The organism is Methylomonas sp. AM2-LC, assembly GCF_039904985.1.
GTDB lineage: Bacteria > Pseudomonadota > Gammaproteobacteria > Methylococcales > Methylomonadaceae > Methylomonas.
Genome location: NZ_CP157005.1, coordinates 1,965,316 through 1,980,466, shown reverse-complemented (window position 1 = coordinate 1,980,466; position 15,151 = coordinate 1,965,316). Strand labels below are relative to the sequence as shown.

Annotated in this window: 13 protein-coding genes; 7 read left to right on the top strand and 6 right to left on the bottom strand. The window is 43.6% G+C overall.

The window, feature by feature from the left end:
• Positions 1–184: 184 nt before the first annotated feature.
• The 4 genes from corA to nudE form a co-directional block, all read right to left on the bottom strand.
• Positions 185–1,459, bottom strand: a complete 1,275-nt coding sequence (corA, locus tag ABH008_RS09065) for a magnesium/cobalt transporter CorA (protein ID WP_347989530.1) — start codon at positions 1,457–1,459, stop codon at positions 185–187.
• Positions 1,460–1,551: 92 nt separating this feature from the next.
• Positions 1,552–2,280, bottom strand: a complete 729-nt coding sequence (gene phoU / locus ABH008_RS09060) for a phosphate signaling complex protein PhoU (RefSeq protein WP_347989529.1) — start codon at positions 2,278–2,280, stop codon at positions 1,552–1,554.
• A gap of 174 nt (positions 2,281–2,454) precedes the next feature.
• Positions 2,455–3,855, bottom strand: a complete 1,401-nt coding sequence (locus ABH008_RS09055) for a mannose-1-phosphate guanylyltransferase/mannose-6-phosphate isomerase (protein WP_347989528.1) — start codon at positions 3,853–3,855, stop codon at positions 2,455–2,457.
• A gap of 175 nt (positions 3,856–4,030) precedes the next feature.
• The gene (nudE, locus tag ABH008_RS09050) at positions 4,031–4,582 is read right to left on the bottom strand and encodes an ADP compounds hydrolase NudE (protein ID WP_347989527.1); all 552 of its coding nucleotides are present in this window, start codon (positions 4,580–4,582) and stop codon (positions 4,031–4,033) included.
• Positions 4,583–4,887: 305 nt separating this feature from the next.
• Here nudE and yrfG point away from each other — a divergent pair, with 305 nt between their 5' ends.
• Positions 4,888–5,544: a GMP/IMP nucleotidase gene (gene yrfG, locus ABH008_RS09045; protein ID WP_347989526.1), complete on the top strand. Its 657-nt coding sequence runs from the start codon at positions 4,888–4,890 to the stop codon at positions 5,542–5,544.
• Here the strand turns inward: yrfG and rhlB are convergent.
• Positions 5,507–6,805, bottom strand: coding sequence for an ATP-dependent RNA helicase RhlB (rhlB, locus tag ABH008_RS09040; protein WP_347989525.1), 1,299 nt, complete (start codon positions 6,803–6,805; stop codon positions 5,507–5,509). The genes yrfG and rhlB overlap by 38 nt on opposite strands.
• A gap of 101 nt (positions 6,806–6,906) precedes the next feature.
• On the opposite strand from rhlB, the gene trxA reads away from it, so the two are divergent.
• The 5 genes from trxA (at position 6,907) to ABH008_RS09015 (ending at position 13,892) form a co-directional block, all read left to right on the top strand.
• Positions 6,907–7,233, top strand: coding sequence for a thioredoxin TrxA (trxA, locus tag ABH008_RS09035; protein ID WP_347989524.1), 327 nt, complete (start codon positions 6,907–6,909; stop codon positions 7,231–7,233).
• 172 nt (positions 7,234–7,405) lie between these two features.
• A complete protein-coding gene (gene rho, locus ABH008_RS09030) occupies positions 7,406–8,662 on the top strand; it encodes a transcription termination factor Rho (protein WP_347989523.1) in 1,257 nt (418 codons plus the stop codon).
• Positions 8,663–9,098: 436 nt separating this feature from the next.
• Positions 9,099–10,793: an ABC transporter ATP-binding protein/permease gene (locus tag ABH008_RS09025; RefSeq protein ID WP_347989522.1), complete on the top strand. Its 1,695-nt coding sequence runs from the start codon at positions 9,099–9,101 to the stop codon at positions 10,791–10,793.
• Between the two features lie 97 nt (positions 10,794–10,890).
• Positions 10,891–12,009, top strand: a complete 1,119-nt coding sequence (locus ABH008_RS09020) for a glycoside hydrolase family 5 protein (RefSeq protein ID WP_347989521.1) — start codon at positions 10,891–10,893, stop codon at positions 12,007–12,009.
• Positions 12,010–12,179: 170 nt separating this feature from the next.
• The gene (locus ABH008_RS09015; protein ID WP_347989520.1) at positions 12,180–13,892 is read left to right on the top strand and encodes a diguanylate cyclase; all 1,713 of its coding nucleotides are present in this window, start codon (positions 12,180–12,182) and stop codon (positions 13,890–13,892) included.
• Positions 13,893–14,006: 114 nt separating this feature from the next.
• On the opposite strand, the gene ABH008_RS09010 is transcribed toward ABH008_RS09015, so the two are convergent.
• The gene (locus ABH008_RS09010; RefSeq protein WP_347989519.1) at positions 14,007–14,396 is read right to left on the bottom strand and encodes a hypothetical protein; all 390 of its coding nucleotides are present in this window, start codon (positions 14,394–14,396) and stop codon (positions 14,007–14,009) included.
• Positions 14,397–14,550: 154 nt separating this feature from the next.
• On the opposite strand from ABH008_RS09010, the gene ABH008_RS09005 reads away from it, so the two are divergent.
• Positions 14,551–15,123 (top strand): TetR/AcrR family transcriptional regulator, encoded by a 573-nt coding sequence (locus ABH008_RS09005; RefSeq protein WP_347989518.1) that lies wholly within the window; start codon positions 14,551–14,553, stop codon positions 15,121–15,123.
• Positions 15,124–15,151: the final 28 nt, after the last annotated feature.

The window sequence follows — 15,151 nt, the reverse complement described above, 5'->3', positions numbered from 1 at the left end:
TTACCAGAAATTCTGTTTTAAGCGGTTAGATTAAACTAAGCCATAACTACTCACCCGGTTGATCAGTTACCTGGCTTTTGATGCTGGGCTGGGCGCCGAGATTAGTCAGATAAGTTGAAACACAATGCTGGGTTTCGGCTTTCGCCTCTACCCAGCCTACGATGGTTAACCAGCCAACGAGGGTTTAACGTAACCAGCCTTTACGTCTGAAAAACAGATACGGCAATAGAACGGAGGTGATCATCAAACCTAAGGCAAACGGGTAGCCCAACATCCACTCCAGTTCTGGCATGTGTTGGAAATTCATGCCATAAATGCTGGCGATTAAGGTGGGTGGTAGTAACGCGACAGAGGCCACCGAGAAAATCTTGATGACTTTGTTCTGGTTAATATTGATAAAACCCACAGTGGCGTCCATCAAGAAGTTTATTTTACCAAATAAAAATGCAGTATGACTATTCAATGATTCGATGTCGCGCAGAATTTGCTGGGCATCTTCCAGTTGCGTAGAGGTTAACAATTTACGACGCAATAAAAAAGACACGGCGCGCTGGGTATCCAGAATATTACGCCGGATGCGACCATTTAAATCTTCCTGTTCAGCAATATCGGCCAGAATTTGTGCGGCATCTTCGTCAGTCATGCTATGACTTAATACTTGTTTGCTAACCAATTCCAGTTCTGTATAGATATCTTCAAGCGAGTCAGCCGAATATTCTGCCTCTGCCCCATATAAATCCAGCAGCATATCACGACTATCTGACACAAACCCCGGCTGGGTTCGCGCCCGTAAGCGTTGCAGACGAAATACTGGCAACTCTTCATCACGTACCGAAAACAGTATATCGCCACGTAACACAAATGCCACGGGTATGCTACGGGCTTTGCCTTCCCTATCCAGCAAAAAATCAGAGTGGATATGAATTTCGTCTTGTTCAACATAAAAGCGCGCACTGGCTTCCAGATCTGTCAATTCGGCAGGATCGGGTAATTCCAGTCCGTAATGCTGACCTATCAGTATGCGCTGTGCCTTGGTGGGTGCCAACAAATCAATCCAGATAGGATTAATTGAGGCTAAATCGTGACGACAGGTAATCGCTACTTTAGACAGACGACCATTAACCAGTTCGAAAGCACTCATCTGTCCTTCGCCGCAATGCGGCTCCCTATCCCCCACCAATTCTTCGCGCAGGGTATCGGAAATTTCCCACAGTACATCGTCTTGCCGCTCAACCTGAATTTGCTCCCACACCAGAATAGCATCGTCCAATTCCAGTGAAGAGAGAATTTGGCCAATTTCTATGGCGGTGAGGCGGCGCAATAGTGTGTGTAATTCCACCATATGCTGTTTTTGCACTAGCGATGTGACCAGCTTACGTCGATGCATGGGTTGATTTTGCAACATGCTCTCGACTAGCCGGTGTTTTTTCAGCAGGTCGTTGACGGTTTGCAGGGACACGAGTGGCTCCAAAAAAATACGGTTACCTGCTAATAATAACCGACTTTAGCACTTAAAGTGCCAACAAACTCAAGCAAATTTGATTTTTTTACTTATTTGGATGCGCGAGGGTTGGGTAAATACTCGCTATGCCTGACATTTTGCCCTTCAATCATAAAAATCATGTATTCGGCGATATTTCGACAAAAATCGCCACAACCTTCCAGCGCTTTCATGATTTCCATAATATCCAGTGCGCGGCTAATCACACGTGCATCCTGCACCACAATACCCAGTTGATGCTTGATGCCTTCCTGCAATTCCAACTGACAATCATTATCGTACTTCAATAAGCTATACGCCAAATGTACGTCTTCATTTTCAAGTAAAAACAGCATATTCTGTAACATGAGTTTCACAAAAGTGCCGATTTTAACAATGTCAGTGAGTAGATCGGGATTGGGGTCACTGGATTTTGGATCGAACAATTTCAGGATGACTTTGGCAAAAATGACTATTTCTTCACCGATTTTTTCCAGTTCCGAGGCAATTTTAGAGGTTGCCATCACCCGGCGTAAATCATTGGCGACTGGACATTGACGAGCCAGTATTGCAATCACTTCTGCATCGGTAAGAATTTCTAACTGATTAACGTCCTGGTCACGCAATACTACTTTTCTAGCCATTTCAAGGTCGCCATCATGCAATGCCTGCATAGATTGATCAAGCTGAAACACAACTAGCTTTGCCATTTGCAGTTTCAATTCGTTTAAATGCTGCAACTGCCCATCAAATTGCTGCAAAGTATGTGTGTTGTTAATATTCTCGACTGGATTGCTCATACGTTGACTCACTCGATTAATCGCTGGCGAAACATAAATTAAAGAAATCTAATCAAAATTTATGACAATTTGAAGACAATTTTAAAATAACACCCACTTATCCAAAACAGATCATCCATGATCTGTCGCATTTTCAGGGTAAAACACACTGCGCATTTAAAAACTAATCAGTTTTTAAACACGACCATATTTATCTTTATAGCGCACAATATCGTCCTCACCCAGATAACTTCCAGATTGTACCTCGATCATCACCAGCGGGATGACGCCGGGATTTTCAAGGCTATGCACGACACCTAAGGGAATATAAATGGATTCGTTTTCAGTCACCAACAATTCCTCGCCATTTTTATTCACCGCAGCCGTGCCTTTAACCACAATCCAATGTTCAGCACGATGATGATGTTTTTGCACGGATAATTTTGCACCTGGCTTTACCACGATTTGTTTGGTTTGATGGCGATCACCAAAATCGACCAAATCATAATGTCCCCAAGGTCGATAAACTTTGCGATGCGATTGCGCTTCTACCCGCTGATTGGCTTTCAACTGATCAACGATCAGCTTAACATCTTGCACTCGCTCTTTAGACGCCACCATGATGGCATCATCTGTTTCAATGACTACCAGATTGTCTAAACCAATGACGGTAACCAGTTTATTACTGGAGTGTATAAAGGAGTTTTTGGTATCTACAGTTAGCACATCGCCTTTGATAGCATTTCCAGATTCGTCCTTCTGGGTCACATCCCATAATGCCGACCAGGAGCCCACATCGTTCCAGCCGGCATCCAAAGGAATTACCACTGCTGCATCGGTTTTTTCCATGACCGCATAGTCAATAGAATCGGCAGGACAGGTTGAAAACAAGGCTTTATCCAGCCTGACAAAATCCAAATCCTGCTTTGCCGCTTGCAAGGATGCCCGACAAACTTCTAACATTTTTGGGTTGAATTTTTCCAGTTCCTTGAGAAAACGTCCGGCTTTAAACGCAAACATGCCGCTATTCCAAAAATAATCACCACTCTCCAGATAACGCAGCGCAGTTTCATGATTGGGTTTTTCGACAAATTTAGCCACATTGTAAGCATTACCCTGCCGCACGCTACTGGCTTTAATATATCCGTAGCCGGTTTCTGGCTCAGTGGCGACGATACCAAACGTCACTAGAAAATCCTGTTCAGCCAGTTTACGGGCCTCATCAATGGCTGCATGAAAACTTTCGGTGTCGGCAATGACATGATCAGCAGGTAATATCAGTAATACATCATCTTCTGATTCTGCGCTCAGGGCAGCAATAGCCACTGCCGGGGCGGTATTTTTACCCACAGGCTCCAGCACAATGGCTGCGGGTTTGATACCAATTTCCATTAGCTGCTCTGCAAGCATAAAACGGTGGTCTTCATTGCAGACAGCGATGGGCGCTTTTAGATGTGTGACACCGTTCAATCTCAGCAAGGTTTCTTGTATCATCGTATACTCAGAAACCAAAGGTAAAAACTGTTTTGGATATTGGCTACGAGACAGCGGCCACAGCCGGGTACCGGAACCACCGGATAAAATTACGGGTATCATATTTTTACATCCTTTTTGGCTAATTTAAGGGGGGATTATTCCTCGAATAAGGCATCATAAATCTTGATTGTATCAAGCCCAGTATAGTCTAACATTGACGTAGCGATTAAGGTCAATGGTTACCAGGTAAATGTCTGAAAAAATCAAAAGAGCGTTGCTTCAGCCGCTGTTAAATTTATGCGCCGCGCAGGTAGGCAGCCGCCATATACAAGGCTGCAATAGAACGGGCTTCGCTGCATTCACCACTCAATAACAGCGTATCAATACGGTTAATATCCCAGGGTACCACTTCCAATTCTTCCGGTTCATCTCCAAACAGTTTTTCTGGATATAACTCTTCGGCCAAAAAAATATCGATAGTATGCTCAAGATAGGCGGGTGCCAGTGACACCGTATGCAGATGCTTTAATTTTCGCGCTCCGTAGCCCACTTCTTCTTTCAATTCCCGGTTGGCTGCAGCAATAGGCGTTTCGCCGGCATCCACTTTACCCTTCGGTAGTCCTAATTCGTAACGATGCAAGCCCGCAGCGTATTCTCTTACCAGCAACACTGTATTTTCATCCAGCATGGGCACCATTAAAACCGCCCCCATACTCATTGAGCGGGCCAAACGTTCATAGTGACGACTTTCACCACTACTAAACTCCAATTCCAGTGCTTCAATCCGAAACTGCCGGGTTTGAGCGATAATTGATTGACTACGGATGTGCGGTAAAATTTTGCTCATGACCTGACAAAATGAATTGATTGGTAACACCAATCGTAACAGAGTGATGATAGTATTGCTTCTGGTTTTTCGTTAGCATCGCCACTAAAGGCAATAGGCGTTTTACCTGCAAGGATAACAACAACTAATCAGGGCAAAATACCACACGGTGCTAAGGCACTCAGTATATCGCTAAAATAGCGACAGCCTAAAAAATATTAGCCCAAAGTTCCTATGGCATAGACGTATAAATATGAATTAAGGCGCAATAATCACGAAAGCTGATTAGTTATTATTAATCATCAGATTCAACAGGATAATCCCAAATGATCGCTTGGCAAGAAATAGATACTGTATTACTGGATATGGATGGCACTTTACTGGATTTGAATTTTGACAATCACTTTTGGCAAGAATTTGTACCTTTAAAATTTGCACAACTGCATAACTTGTCCGTAGCAGAAGCCAAACAACAATTAATGCCGCGCTTCAAAGCGATGGAAGGCCAACTGGAATGGTATTGTCTAGACTATTGGACAAAAGAATTGCAATTAAACATTATGGGGTTAAAGCAGGAATTGTCGGGACTGATAGCCATCCATCCGCATGTAACCGAGTTTTTGGACGCGGTACGCAGCAGTGGTAAACGCCTGATACTGGTTACCAATGCTCACCAGGACAGCTTAAACCTAAAAATGGAAAAAACCTCGTTACAGGTATTTTTCGATGCCATCATCAGTGCGCACGATCTGGGATTGGCCAAAGAGCAACAGGGATTTTGGCAAATTCTGCAAGACCAGCAGCAGTTTGAGAAACCGCGCACCTTATTGGTTGACGACAACTTAACTGTGCTGCGTTCTGCTCAGACTTTTGGCATCGCCCATCTGGTATCGATCAGTAAACCGGATAGTCAAGCACCTAAAAAAACCATTGAAGATTTTATATCTATTGAGGACTTTCGGGCTCTGATGCTGGGGTTGTAGTGCGTTGCGGCGACCGCGGTTTATGTTCTCGTGGCGGTCTTTTGCTATGCGGCATCACGCGTTCCCTAGGTAAACGTCGTTCCGGTTTAACGACATCGGCCATCAATAACTCTGGCGTAATTTGCTGCATGGGTATTTTTTCGCCAATAAAATCTTCAATATCCGGCATAGAGTAGGCGTATTCCTCGCAAACAAAACTAATGGCTTCACCACTGGCCCCAAAACGAGCAGTACGGCCTATACGATGCACATAATCCTCAACATCCTGAGGCAAATCGTAATTAAACACATGCGAAACGTCGGCAATATGCAAACCACGCGCAGCCACATCGGTTGCTATGAGCAAGTTCACCCGGTTTTCTTGAAAATCATTCAGCAGACGTTGGCGTTTATCCTGAGGCACATCCCCACTTAACAATGCGGTTTTATAACCGTTGGCTTGCAAATAATCATCCAGTGTTTCCGCACTGCGTTTGGTATTGACGAACACTATGCTGCGTAAGGGTTGATAGTGATTTAACAATCCTAACAGTAATGGAATTTTTTGCTCATTTGCTGGACAAAAAGCCTGTTGATTAATGGCTTTTGAGGTTACTTCCTCTGTTTCGATACGAATCAGCACTGGATTATTCATATGCTCATACGCCAGCTCTGTGACCTTGTAGGACAAAGTGGCCGAGAACAATAAGTTAAGCCGGTTTTCTGGTGGTGGCATGCGACGCAATAAAAAGCGGATATCTTTGATAAAGCCCAGATCAAACATACGATCAGCTTCATCCATGACGGTTACCTGAATATTATCCAGCGTAAAAGCCCCTTGCCGATAGAAATCGATAATACGCCCCGGTGTACCGATAATGATATCGACATTGGTTTTAATTTTGTCGAGCTGCTTTTGATAATCGGTACCACCGTAAATCAGCGCAAATTTCAGATTCAGATACTGACTCATCAACAGCGCATCTTTGTGAATCTGTATGGCCAGTTCGCGTGTAGGCGCTAAAATAATGGCACGCGGATTCTTGATTTTTTCGCTTTCATCGTTAATTAAATGCTGAAAAGTAGCCAACAAAAAAGTGGCGGTTTTACCCGTACCCGTTTGTGCCTGACCCGCAACATCTTTACCGCGCAAAGAAAGTGGCAAGGATTTATCCTGAATAGGCGTACAGTTTATAAAGCCTGCGTCGTTCAAACCCTTGATTATGGAGTCGGAAAGCTCCAGATTACTAAAACGTGTTTCCGTCAAATGTGTTTTTTTCATAGCCTAATAGGATAACTTAAAAATGGCTTTGATTGAAATCGATTGACAATTTCCTGCTTGAGAATCTATAGTTTCGACTTTCTAACTAATTGGAGAATGGCGTGAGTGACTTAGTCCTTCATGTGTCTGATGCTGATTTCAACGAAACCGTAATCAAATCCGATGCCCCTGTGCTGGTTGATTATTGGGCAGAATGGTGCGGCCCTTGTAAAATGATCGCCCCAGTTCTGGACCAAGTGGCTACTGAATATGCAGGTAAAATCACCGTTGCTAAACTGAATATCGACGATAACCCTAAAATACCGCAACACTACGGGGTACGTGGTATTCCAACGTTAATGATTTTTAAAAATGGCGATGTACAAGATACTAAAGTGGGCGCGTTAACTAAATCGCAACTGACCGCTTTTATCGATAGAAACATTTAATTTTATATTGTCGAACCGGATTTATCATAAAACGTTTTGATAAGTCCGGTTATTGCGTTAGAATTATTCGTACTTACACCTTTAGTAAAACCACCCTGAGTTATTCCAAAACTACCTCCCGCTGTAAACGGCTTTCTGCCGCTTTGCGTTTCTATCATTTCTCATAAACCATATGAATCTTACCGAGCTAAAACTAAAACAAGTCAGTGAAATTATTGCAATCGCCGAGTCTTTAGGACTGGAAAATATCGATAGAGCCAGGAAACAGGAGTTAATTTTCTGTATCTTGAAGAAACAAGCTAAGAGTGGCGAAGATATTTTTGGCGATGGCGTGTTAGAAATCTTGCAGGATGGCTTTGGATTTTTACGCACGCCTGGCGCCTCCTATCTTGCGGGTCCCGATGATATTTATGTTTCACCCAGCCAGATACGTCGCTTTGGACTACGCACAGGTGATACTGTCAGCGGCAAAATCAGACCCCCTAAGGAAGGCGAACGCTATTTCGCCATGCTCAAGGTTGAGAGTATCAATTTCGAATCGCCGGAAAACGCTAAAAATAAAATATCCTTTTCCAACCTGACCCCACTATTTGCCAATAAACGTTTCCGTCTGGAACAGGGTAATGGCACCAGTGAAGACTTAACTGCCCGCATCATCGACCTGATTGCACCTATCGGAAAAGGCCAGCGTGGCTTGATCGTTTCTCCGCCTAAAGCGGGTAAAACCATGATCATGCAAAGTATTGCCCATGCGATTGCCGAAAATAATCCAGAATGTTATCTGATTGTGTTACTGATCGATGAACGCCCAGAAGAGGTTACCGAAATGGAGCGTTGCGTACGAGGCGAAGTGGTGTCCAGCACCTTTGATGAACCCGCCACCCGCCATGTACAAGTGGCTGACATGGTTATTGAAAAAGCCCGTCGCTTGGTAGAACATAAGCACGATGTGGTTATCTTGTTAGACTCCATAACCCGACTGGCACGTGCCTATAACATGGTGGTACCGTCCTCCGGCAAACTGTTATCTGGCGGTGTGGATGCCAATGCCTTGGAAAAACCCAAACGCTTTTTTGGCGCAGCCAGAAATATTGAAGAAGGCGGCAGTTTAACCATTATTGCCACGGCACTGGTGGAAACCGGTTCCAGAATGGACGAGGTTATTTACGAAGAATTTAAAGGTACCGGCAATATGGAGTTGCATTTAGAACGCAAAATTGCCGAAAAACGTATTTACCCTGCCATTAATATCAATCGCTCTGGTACCCGTCGTGAAGAATATCTGGTTGATCCAGATGAGTTACAAAAAACCTGGATTTTGCGCAAAATATTACAACCTATGGATGAGTTGGCGGCTTCTGAATTCTTGCTGGGTAAATTAAAAGACTTTAAAACCACTGCTGATTTCTTTACCTCTATGAAACGTTAATCTGAAAACGGTGGGCAAAACCACATTGCCCACCTTTCTACATGACTATTTTCTAAGGTGATACCGAAAAAAGACCGTTTGTCCTAAGCTTGTGTAAAGATGCACGGTCATTTTTTGGTATCAACCTATAAATCGATTAATTTCCTTAAGCATTTCATTGATATCTTGCCTGGCAATGGCACTATTTAAAAGTTTAGTAGGCCAGCTGCAATTCAATAAATAGGTTAATGACTGGCCGCCCAACCAGTAAAGCCCACAGCGTTCTCTCTTCAAGCAAAACCCCGTCAAAACCCTACAACAAACGCGATTAAATAATTTTAATTTTTTCTAACCCGTTTGCCTTTGTTTTTATTAAGTGCTGATATAAAAAATTCATGCTTAAAATAAGGTTAAATTTGATATATTGGGCGATAAAATAATAACAAGGAGAATACCCTTGAGAACCAGCAGCCAGTTTTTTATCCAATTTATCCGACTAGCAGGACCGTTTTGGCAGTCTGAAAACAAAAACACTATCCGTGGTCTATCCCTAGGCTTAATTGTACTAACTGCCTTACAAATTGCGATTTCTGTGATTGTTACCGAATGGAGCGCCAATCTGTTCGATGCACTTGAACAACGTTCCATGACCCGGCTATTTACACAAATCGGCCTGATTATTTTAATTTTTGCCGCTAATATGGCAGTCACTGCGGCGCATTTAGTGGTGAAACGTCGCTTACAACTTGATTGGCGAAAATGGCTGACAGAGCGCATGATAGGACGTTGGATGTTTAATGGCCGCCATTATCTGGTTACACATATTGAGGGTCAGCACGACAACCCGGATGGCCGTATTGCCGAAGATATTCGTATTGCCACGGAATACGCACTGGATTTACTGCATACCTTATTGTTTTGCACCCTGTTATTGATTAGTTTTACCAGCATACTGTGGAAACTATCCGGCACTATTACCCTTAATCTGGGCCTGTTTAGCATTCCGGTTGAAGGCCATTTGGTCATGTTAGCCCTGATGTATGCGGCCAGTGCCTCTATATTGGGTTGGTGGATAGGTCGACCACTGACCACGGCAACCGACAATCGCCAAACCGTAGAAGCCAATTTTCGTTTTGCACTGGTCAAAGCCCGTGAAAACGCACAAGCTATCGCCTTAATAAAAGGCGAAAATCATGAAAACCCACATTTCATGCAATTATTTGGTGGTATCGTCGCCGCCTGGAATGAACAAACCAAATCCTGGGCACGGATTATCATGTTTAGCTCCGGTTATTCTGTGTTATCTATGGCATTCCCTATTTTAGTTTCTGCCCCGCGTTATATTTTAGGCAGTATTACTTTGGGAACCTTAATGCAATCTGCTCAAGCCTTTCAACAACTCGTCTCGTCTTTATCCTGGCCGGTTGACAATATGGGTAAAGTGGCAGAATGGCGGGCATCTGTTGAACGGGTACTTGGCCTTAGTAAGGCTCTGGAACAACTGGAACGCGAAATCGCCAAACCCGATCCGCATCGCATCCGTCTGGTAAAAGGCTCAGAAGGTATTTTGGCATTCCGCGATTTATGCATCTCCAGACTGGACGGTATTGTTTGTGTCTCTTATCTGAATCAGGAAATTATGGCGGGCGAACACATTCTCATCGACGGCAATGCTTTTACCGGTAACAAATTATTTAAAGCCATTGCCGGTGTGTGGCCGTGGGGCGAAGGCAGTATTGAACTTCCCGGTGATGAATCTTTATTTTTTATGCCACCACGCCCTTATTTACCTACAGACACCTTACGCGCTGCCATTTGTTATCCTTATGAAAGTAGTATATTTGATGAAAGTGCCTTGGAAGATGCCTTTTTACTGGCAGGTGTAAAAGATTTATATAGACTGCTGGATGAATCGGGTGACTGGGGTAAAAATCTGGAACGCGAACAACAACAGCGTTTGGGCATGGTTAGACTGATACTACAAAAACCCAAATGGATATTAATGCAGGATGCTTTTGCATCACTGGATCCTAAAGAAGAATTGGCCATGGTAAATTTAATTCATAAATTACTGCCAAATGCCACTACACTTATCATCAGCAAGCAACCAGCCATACAAGCACTACACCAGAGAAAAATAACACTTTGCTAATTTGTAAAGTCTGCGAGCCTGCTGTTTGCAGGCGCGCAGACGGGTTTTAAAACCTTGTCCAGCCGTATTCGTAATTGCGTTAGGCATTGAGAAAACCATGAAAGCGGTGTATACACAAAAACGCGGTAAAAAAATCCGGGGCGTCAATCTAGGTGGCTGGCTGGTTTTGGAAAAATGGATGACTCCCAGCCTGTTTGCCGGTATCCAAGGCGAAGACGAAACCGCCTGGTGTCTGGCAAAAGGCGCTGTGGCAGAAAAACAGTTACAGGAACATTGGCAAACTTTTATACAACGCCACGATTTTGCCTGGCTGGCAAAGATAGGCATTAATGCCGTGCGCATTCCCATTCCTTACTGGTTATTTGGCCCGGACTACCCTTACCACCCTAGCTTTGGCGACACACGCTACCCGTATGTCACTGGCGGTCTGAGTATACTGGATAAGGCTTTCGATTGGGCTGAGGAGTTGGGCTTACTGATCGTATTGGACTTACATACCGCACCGGGTTGCCAAAATGGCTTTGATAACGGCGGCCTTAAAGATATTTGCGAATGGCATACCCAGCAAAACTATCAGGATTATGCTTTAACCGTACTGGAACGTTTGGCCGAACGCTATCAACACCGCCCTGCCCTGCAGGGTATTGAGGTACTTAATGAACCACGCTGGGATATTCCTACCGATATTTTACTAGCTTATACACAAGCAGCTTATCAACGCATCCGTCAATACTGTACTGCCGAACAAGTAGCGGTAGTTTTTCACGATGGTTTCCGACCCTACCACGAATACAACCCGTTATTAGCCGCCAATTACGACAATCTGGTGTTTGATATACACCGCTACCAATGTTTTGTGCAGGAAGATGTAGACACCGATGTGCATGGACATCTGATTAAAGCAGCACAAGACTGGCGACTAGAGGCGGATGACATCATCAGCCATGCCAACTGCTGGACCTATGTGGGTGAATGGAGCTTGGGGCTTAACCCAAAAATGCTGGATTTATGGCAACAAGCCCCACAACAACCTAAAGCAAGTAGTATGGATGCTTTTCAACAAGCGCTGACTTACCGCGCCTATGCCGCCGCACAACTACTGAGTTTTGAAAAATACCTGGGCTGGTTTTTCTGGAGTTATAAAACGGAGAATATGCTGCATTGGTCGTTTCGAGATTGTGTCGCCAGCGGCTGGTTACCGGAACGGTTTGATTAATATTGATTTATCAATTAGGCTTAATGACATACACAGCAATTTGTCAACCAAAGTAAGTCTGGGATTAAAAGCACTCATTATGCTCTAAATTTAAGTATAGATAGAGAAGACAATTCCTGATGGAAGATGCATTCTTCTTCTTGATCGTTTTTATTGAATAGGTCTTAAGTATGTCAGACGAAAATAAAACGTTCGAAGACCCCGCTTATACTGAAAGTGCGGCAGTTGACCTGGCATTACTGCCTCTGTTGGAGCAGATGCTTAATGGTGTGGCCTATTGCCGAATGCTGTATAAGGAAGAGCAGCCAATTGATTTTATTTATGTCTATACCAATCCAGCGTTTGAGCAGTTAACCGGGCTTAAAAAAGTAACTGGCAAGCGTGTTTCAGAAGTCATTCCCACTATACGTCAATCTGACCCCGAACTTTTCAAGATATATGGCTGTGTAGCAGCCGGGGGCGCTCCTGTTAAGTTTGAAACCTATCTGCATGCACTTGGCATGTGGTTTTCGCTATCCGTTTACAGCCCGAAACACGAATATTTTGTTGCCATATTTGATGTGACTACCGAACGCAAGCTGACTTTAGAAAAATTAAAGCGATCTGAAGAAACCTATCGAACCTTGTTTGAGACCGTTGCTCATGGCGTGGTGTATCAGAATAAAAATGGACATATCATTTCTGCTAACCCTGCCGCTGAGCATATTCTGGGCTTATCGTTAGACCAGATGCAGGGCCGAACTTCCATGGATCCGCGCTGGGGAGCCATTCATGAGGATGGCACGCCCTATCTGGGTGAATTACACCCCACCATGATTGCAATTAAAACCGGCAAGCCTGTTTATGACGTGGTGATGGGTATTAAACAGCCTAAGCTTGAACAACCGGTATGGATAAAGGTTTATGCCACACCCATCTTAAAAAAAGGCACAGAAGAAGTTGATTATGCCTATTCTACCTTTGAAGACATTACTGATCGTAAGCGTAATGAAGAGGCGATTAGAGAAAACAGCCTACGACTAAAAACTATTCTGGACAATTTATTTACTTATGTTGCCCTATTAGATAGCAATGGTGTGGTAGAAGAAATAAATAAGGCCACCCTAGAACGCACGGGTTATCGCCGTGAAGAAATTATTGGTCAATATTTTTGTGACGCACCTTTGTGGAATTATAACGATGAGGTTCGGTCACAACTGATCGCAGCCATTAATGCTGCCAAACTCGGCAAATCCAGTCGATATGATGTTGTTGTGAAATTGAATGATGAATTGGTTCCAATTGACTTTCAAATTTCCCCGGTTCTGGATAATTCTGGTCAGATCATAGGGCTGCTGCCAACTGCGGTAGACATTACAGAACGCAAATTTCTAGAAGAAGAACTTAAACGTCAGGCGCATCTTGATTACCTGACAGAGCTTCCTAATCGACGTCGATTTATGGAACAGTGCAAAGTTGAGCTATCGCGTTCGCAGCGTTACGATCTAACGCTTTCAATATTGATGCTGGATATTGATAAGTTCAAATCAATCAACGACATTTATGGGCACCAAGCCGGCGATCTGGTGCTTAAAAAATTAGCCCTTATCTTTCAAAAAGTGCTGCGTAATATCGACATTGCCGGGCGCATGGGTGGCGAAGAGTTTGCGATCATTCTGCCTGAAACGGACATTGAGGAAGCACTGCTGATCGCAGAACGATTACGAGAAATTATTTGCGCAACAGAGGTGTGTTTAGCAAACGGGCTTAACATCGACTTTACTGTTTCTATTGGCATTGCAACCCTGGTGGATAACAATACAAATATCGAGATATTGGTAAATGAAGCTGACAAAGCACTCTATAGAGCCAAGCAGGCAGGCAGAAACAAGGTTTGTACATAAAAGCCTTAATAAAAGTTGGCTATAAATGCTTGCTAGGTGCCGATAAAGTTGGGCAGCCAAAAAGCAGCCCAACCTAAACGACAATTATTTTTTGCAGGTAATTTTTAATAATGCTCACAAAGCATGTTTAAGCAATGCGTAGCCAATCCCAACAAAACCAATAGTGGTAATGCCAAAAGATACAGCAGTATAGATACGCCAATGCTGTTTCTTCCAAAAATCGGTATCAAATGCGGCGATTGTAAACACAGTGGGATTAGCAAAGCCACCTATTGCCACACACCAGCAAGCTAATACGGGCAGATCGATACCAAGGCCATAAAAACCTAAATTGAATAGCGCCATTAAAGCGTAATCGACATGAGCCCTGATCATGGTTTTGTAATCTACCAAAAACTTACCATCGATACCCTCGATTGGGAACCAGCGCGCAAAAGTCATTAGCCATGCGGATAATATTAACGCAGCCATACAGGCAACTGCGCCTAAAAGTAATACACTCATAACAACCTTTTTTATTTTTTATTGTAAAACCAGAAAAACCTGACACAAAAATCATCTTGTGAGACTCTCTGGACATAAACCTTACCAGTCAGAAACTTGAATATAACTTACCGGTCAGTATAATGTCAAACAAGACTAAATTCGGTAACTTCCTATGGCAAAAAATTTGCACCAACGCCTACTCGATGCGGCATCCGAACTGTTTTACAGCCAAGGCATACAAGCCACAGGTATTGAGGCTATAGTCAAACATGCCGGAACCAATAAAATGACACTGTATAAATATTTTCCTTCGAAACAGGATTTGGTGATTGCCTTTTTGCGTAAACGAGATACAGATTTTACACAGTGGTTTGTTGAAAACATTAACCACAAAGCGGATTTACCCAAGGATAAGTTGCTGGCTATTTTTGAGGTGATTGAGGAGTGGATGGCTATTCCTGCATTTCGCGGTTGTGCATTTATCAATGCCACAACTGAGTTTCCGCTGGAAGCCAATCCGGTTCATCAGTTATCAACCGAGTTTTACGATAAATTCAAAAATTATATTAGTGGTTTGGCTGCAGAATGCGGCATAGCACAGGCGGACAATTTAGCGATGCAAATAACGTTGCTGGTTGAGGGCTGTATCGTATCCGAACAGATGAAACATCATTCGGGATCGACACATCATGCCCGGCAGGCAGCCACAATTTTGATCGACACCTATCTGCAACAAGGCGGCTAAGTATTAGTGTTTACGTCAGCTATCCTGT

Bases quoted from the DNA above. Each gene is read 5' to 3' on its own strand.
- phoU (WP_347989529.1), bottom strand. From the start codon at position 2,280: ATGAGCAATCCAGTCGAGAATATTAACAACACACATACTTTGCAGCAA.
- ABH008_RS09055 (WP_347989528.1), bottom strand. From the start codon at position 3,855: ATGATACCCGTAATTTTATCCGGTGGTTCCGGTACCCGGCTGTGGCCG.
- nudE (WP_347989527.1), bottom strand. From the start codon at position 4,582: ATGAGCAAAATTTTACCGCACATCCGTAGTCAATCAATTATCGCTCAA.
- yrfG (WP_347989526.1), top strand. From the start codon at position 4,888: ATGATCGCTTGGCAAGAAATAGATACTGTATTACTGGATATGGATGGC.
- rhlB (WP_347989525.1), bottom strand. From the start codon at position 6,805: ATGAAAAAAACACATTTGACGGAAACACGTTTTAGTAATCTGGAGCTT.
- rho (WP_347989523.1), top strand. From the start codon at position 7,406: ATGAATCTTACCGAGCTAAAACTAAAACAAGTCAGTGAAATTATTGCA.
- ABH008_RS09020 (WP_347989521.1), top strand. From the start codon at position 10,891: ATGAAAGCGGTGTATACACAAAAACGCGGTAAAAAAATCCGGGGCGTC.
- ABH008_RS09015 (WP_347989520.1), top strand. From the start codon at position 12,180: ATGTCAGACGAAAATAAAACGTTCGAAGACCCCGCTTATACTGAAAGT.
- ABH008_RS09010 (WP_347989519.1), bottom strand. From the start codon at position 14,396: ATGAGTGTATTACTTTTAGGCGCAGTTGCCTGTATGGCTGCGTTAATA.
- ABH008_RS09005 (WP_347989518.1), top strand. From the start codon at position 14,551: ATGGCAAAAAATTTGCACCAACGCCTACTCGATGCGGCATCCGAACTG.